We start from the raw sequence: 4,729 nt of genomic DNA, 5'->3' as shown, positions 1-4,729 counted from the left end.
ATCAGGCCATATGACCCTTAGCACCCTCCCTCCCAAGGTTTCCTTCAAGGCGCAAATGCTGCTGGCGCGTGAAGACGCCATCATCCAGTCGGTGAACCGTCTGCTGGCGGAAAAAGGCTTTGAAGCCATGACAGTGGACGAAGTGGCTGCCGCGGTGGGCATTGCCAAAGCCAGCCTTTACAAGCACTTTCCCAGCAAAGAAGACCTGGCGGCGGCGGCCATGGTGTCGGTCATGCGCCGGGCGCAGGCCTTTCTGGACACATTGCCCACCGAGCTGTCCGCCGTGGACAAGCTGCGCAAAGTGGTGGCGTGGACCATGGGCCTGAAGCTGGCGGGTGAAATGCCCTCGCTGCCCAGCCAGAACTCCAGCCTGCGCACCGCGCTGATGGCCAACAAGGACTACATGGACGGGCTCATGGACGTGAGTGACCGGCTGGGCGCCTGGATTGAGGCGGCACAGGCACAAGGCGCCATCAACCCCAAGCTCCCGCCCATTGCGGTGCTGTATACCCTGTACGCCCGCGCCTGCGATCCCGTGCTGGAGTTTTTGAAAATGGGGGAACTGCACACCGACGATGAAATCGTCGCCCTGGTGCTGAGCACGTGCTTTGAAGGCCTTGAAGCCCGCTGATCGCCGGCGCACATGGGGCCTGCCTCAGGGACCGGCATAACTGCCTCGGAGCCTTCCAGGATATCTGTGCCTTGAGTTCCTTCGTAACCGCGTACCCCAATCATCGGGGCTGTGCCGGCTGGGTGCCTTTTTGGCACCGCGGTATTGAGTTTCCGGGTCAGGGTCGGTGCGTCAACGCATCACGATGATCACGATGCCGAGCAAGGTCAAGCCACTGCCTGCCAGCGTGGTGGCCTTGATGGCGTCCTGGTCCTTGAACAGCAGATGGCTGAGCGGAAAAACCAGGACCGGCGTACACAACGTCACCAGCGTGGCAACGGACAGCGGTATGTAGCGCATGGCGCCGATCACGCACATTTGCGCTGAAATGGTGGTCACACCGATCAGGGCGTACAGCGCCATACCGCTGCGGCTGGCTGAGCGCAGGCGGGTAGCCATCGCGCGCTTGCCAGCGCTGAAAACCAGAAGCAGGGCCAGGCCGCTGGCGGCGCCTATCAATGCGCCCACAACGGGCTCGTTCCAGCTGCGCACAGCTGACCCCCGGAGCACATTGCCGATCGCATACGCCAGCGAGCTGCCCATGCCCAGCAAAAAGGCCGATTGCAGCGCCCGCTGAAGCGCGGTGGATTGCACAGGCGCAGGTGCGGGGCCTCTGTCGGGCGCCAGTGCTGGCGTGGAACCGCGGCGCGAAAAAAAACCGGGCTTGTAGCTGACCAGCATCAGGCCGCCTATCGTCATGACCATGCCCAGCGCCACCAGCATGCTCAGACGCTCTCCCAGCAGCAGCCAGGCCATCAGTGCGGTGAACAGCGGGCTGCTGATCTGGAAAACGCTGGCTTTGGCCGGTCCGAAACGCACCACGGACTCGTAAAAAAACCAGCGCCCCAGGTAGGTGGCAAACGCGCCGGCAGCGGCAAAAAGCCAGAACGCCTGCGCATTCCAATGCAAGCCATCCGTGCGCAGGCCCATCTGCACCAGCGTGGCCAACGCGGAAAACACCACGTTGGAGGAAGCTGCGATGAGAAAACCCAGGCCAAGCTCCAGGCGGCTGGACGCCACCTTGGTGACCAGAATGGAGACCGTGAAAAGCAGCAGCGCAACGCTGGCCAGCAGGTAACCGAAAAAGGTATCAGACATCCAGATCAAGCATCAAATCGGCATTCAGCCCTTATAAGACGGGCGCAACCAGCTATCAAAAAAGGAGCGTTCATCACGACGTCAGATCTTGAAAGCTTCCAGTGACTCGGGGGCAAAGAGCTCCTGCGGCGTGAGCAACCGCTTTGAAAGGCCCTGCTCAAACGAGTAACGTAAAAAGGTCTGCAGCGTGGCTTCGTTCTTCTCAAACCCGTAAGGCCAGAAATCTTCGCCCATCTCACGCTTGACCTGTTCGACGTGCGAAGTCAGCCAGGGCAGCATGACTTTGAGCGCCGCTGTTTCGTACAGGTCTTCGTAAGTGCGCCGCTGGGACTCCTCCAGCGCCTTCATCAGCGAGCGCGCCACCCAGCGGTTGGCTTCATACACGTCGCGGCGAATCGCCACCGTATGCATGATGGGGAAAATTTTCGTTTCCTTGAAGTAATTGCGCTCGACCTGCTCGTAGTCTTCAAAGAGGCGTTTGACCTTGCCGCCACCCTTGAGAAAGCTTGACGGCATACGCGCGGTGTAGAGCGCGTCGATCTCGCCGTCGAGCAGCATCTGCGCCAGTGTCTGCCCGGGACCAATGCGCTCGACCTTGATGTTGGGCGGCAGGTCGAGCTTGATCTTTTCGGAGCGGCCGGGTTCTTCCTCGCCGCCGGTGAAGTAGGTGACGCTGTCGACAGGGACGCCGTAGTGGTCGGACAGGATGCCGCGTATCCACACCGGCGCCGTCATCTGGTATTCGGGGTTGCCCACGCGMTTGCCTATCAAATCCTTCGCCTCGCGACTGCCGGAGTTGGCATTCACATAGATGCAGGAGTGGCGGAAAAAGCGCGAGGGGAAAACCGGAATCGCCACAAACGGCCGCGACTMATTGAACAGGGACACGGTGTACGACGAGAGCGACATTTCTGCGGCATCAAACTCCTTATGCCTGAGCATGCGAAAGAAAGTTTCTTCCACCGGCATGTTGAGATAGTTCAGGTCGATGCCATCGGGCTGCACGCTCCCGTCCATCAGGGCGCGGGTGCGGTCATAGTTCCAGCAGCCGAAGGTCAGTTTCAGTTTTGACATGTCGCAGTGTGTTCCTGAGATGGTTATTCCGGCTTGATACCGGACGCCACGATGGCTTTGGCGAGGCGTTCGTTCTCACCGAGGATGGCCTTGTTGTAATCGGCAGGGCTGCTGCCGATGGGCTCGATGCCGGCGTTGTTCAGCGTGGTGATGACTTCCGGCATCCTGGCGATCTGGGCCATCTCGGCGCTGATGCGCTCTATCGCGCTCGCCGGCGTACCCGTGGCAGCCAGCACGCCCACGATGGGCGCGAAGTCAAACCCAGGAATGGTTTCCGCAATCGCCGGCACATTGGGCTCCTGGCTGGAGCGCTGGGCCGCATTGTTGGCCAGCAGCTTGACCTGCCCGCCTTTCACAAAACCGGCCAGGGACGGCAGCGCCGAAAACAGCACGTCGACCTGCCCACCGATCAGCGCCGGAACCGACTGGCCCGTGCCCTTGAACGGCACATGGGTGATTTGCAGGCCGAGCGATGCCTTCAGCGCCTCCATGGTCAGGTGGTGTGTGCTTCCGATACCTGAAGAGCCGTAGTTCAGGGTTCCCGGTTTGGCCTTGGCGAGCGCGATGAACTCCTGAAATGTATTGACCTGTACTTTGGGGTGAACCGCCAGGTACAGCGGCGCGCGAGCCGCGAGCGACACGGGCATGAAGTCACGTTTGAAGTCGTAACCCAGGCTTTTGTAGATGGCTGGGTTGATGGAGAACATCGAGCCGTCCGTCACCAGGAAGGTGTAGCCATCCTTGGGGGCGGTGGCCAGCGCCTGCGCGGCCACCACACCGTTGGCGCCCGGCCGGTTGTCGACCACCACCGACTGGCCAAGCTTGTCGCCCAGCCGCTGCGCAAAAATGCGGGCCACGGTATCAGGCAGGCCGCCGGCCGCGTAGGGCACCACGAACTTGATCGGGCGGTTGGGGTAGGCGCCCTGGGCGGCTGCAAACATCGGCAGCAAGGTGCCGGCTGCCAGCATGGCGCTGGCCCCTAGCAGATGAAGAAGATGGCGGCGCTGTTTCATGAAATGTCTCCTGATGATTTTTTAAAGTGTCATGGCGGAAAAGAAGCACAGAAGCAGAAAAAATGCCCTGTGTGGCGTCCTATGTGGAATAGGACGGCTCCAGCGCTGGCTCGCGGGAATCCCACACATAGGACGCCTGGTAGGCACGCCAGTCCGTCGTTTTCGGAACAATAGCCTGAAAAGCGACCACGCTGGGCGGAATACGGAGCTCGCCTGTGCCGATGGCGGCTTGCCCCGCCTGGAACGCGCTCACCGCCTCCAGCATCTGCTTGCGGAACTCCACCACCGCCATGTCGCTGGCGCCCAGGCGTTCGTGTGTTCTGTCGGCAATGGGGCCCATGGTCACCCACATGGCGATGTCCTGGTTGGGGAAACCTGTGATGCCGGTGAAATTGCCGGCCTTCATGGCTTCGCGATCCTGCCAGAAGTGGTTGGCACGGTTGCGCAGCGGCTGGTATTTTTCGTCCAGGTCGGCGCCCAGTTGCTGGCCCAGGAATTTGCGCCAGGCGCCGGTGTCAGGCGTCTGCGACGGATGGCCCCAGGCGATGAAATAGAACGCGGTGTTGGTATCGTCCATCGGCACGTTGATGTTGGCGACGTTGTACAGGTTGTTGGGCGGGATCAGCGCTGTGGCTGGCGCCACAAACACCGTCGATCGAATGTAGTCGTTGGCCGCCGCGTTCTTGATGGGTCGGCGTATGGCCGCATAACGAAAACCGTAGCCGCCGCGCTCCACCTGCATGCGCGGCGCCTTGTCGGTAGAGGGCCGCAGCCAGTTGGTATCCGTGGCCTCGGCGCCTTCCACGCGCGCCGGCACCATGTCTGAAGAATGCAGGCTGGAGCTGTGGGCCGAGTCGATCGCACCTTCCAGGAT

The 4,729-nt window shown here is 61.3% G+C and carries 4 protein-coding genes and 1 pseudogene; 1 reads left to right on the top strand and 4 read right to left on the bottom strand.

Translation table 11 applies throughout. The features are described from left to right. Window positions 1–10: 10 nt before the first annotated feature. Complete coding sequence (locus AC1DWI_RS14145) at window positions 11–631, top strand: TetR/AcrR family transcriptional regulator (RefSeq protein WP_477667832.1); 621 nt, start codon at window positions 11–13, stop codon at window positions 629–631. Between the two features lie 171 nt (window positions 632–802). Here the strand turns inward: AC1DWI_RS14145 and AC1DWI_RS14140 are convergent, their stop codons facing one another. The 4 genes and pseudogenes from AC1DWI_RS14140 to AC1DWI_RS14125 form a co-directional block, all read right to left on the bottom strand. Next, window positions 803–1,768, bottom strand: a complete 966-nt coding sequence (locus tag AC1DWI_RS14140; protein ID WP_477667833.1) for a DMT family transporter — start codon at window positions 1,766–1,768, stop codon at window positions 803–805. Between the two features lie 81 nt (window positions 1,769–1,849). Next, window positions 1,850–2,842 carry a substrate-binding domain-containing protein gene (locus AC1DWI_RS14135; RefSeq protein ID WP_477725057.1) on the bottom strand — a complete coding sequence of 331 codons (993 nt, stop codon included), beginning with the start codon at window positions 2,840–2,842 and terminating at the stop codon, window positions 1,850–1,852. A 23-nt stretch (window positions 2,843–2,865) separates the two neighbouring features. Continuing rightward, complete coding sequence (locus AC1DWI_RS14130) at window positions 2,866–3,855, bottom strand: Bug family tripartite tricarboxylate transporter substrate binding protein (protein WP_477667835.1); 990 nt, start codon at window positions 3,853–3,855, stop codon at window positions 2,866–2,868. Between the two features lie 79 nt (window positions 3,856–3,934). Beyond that, window positions 3,935–4,729 (bottom strand): annotated as a pseudogene (locus tag AC1DWI_RS14125) (Rieske 2Fe-2S domain-containing protein); the annotation flags it as partial.

It is taken from the genome of Polaromonas sp. P3_C2 (genome assembly GCF_056402675.1).
Note: the sequence above shows the minus strand (reverse complement) of the source record. Positions and strands in the feature narration are given on the sequence as shown.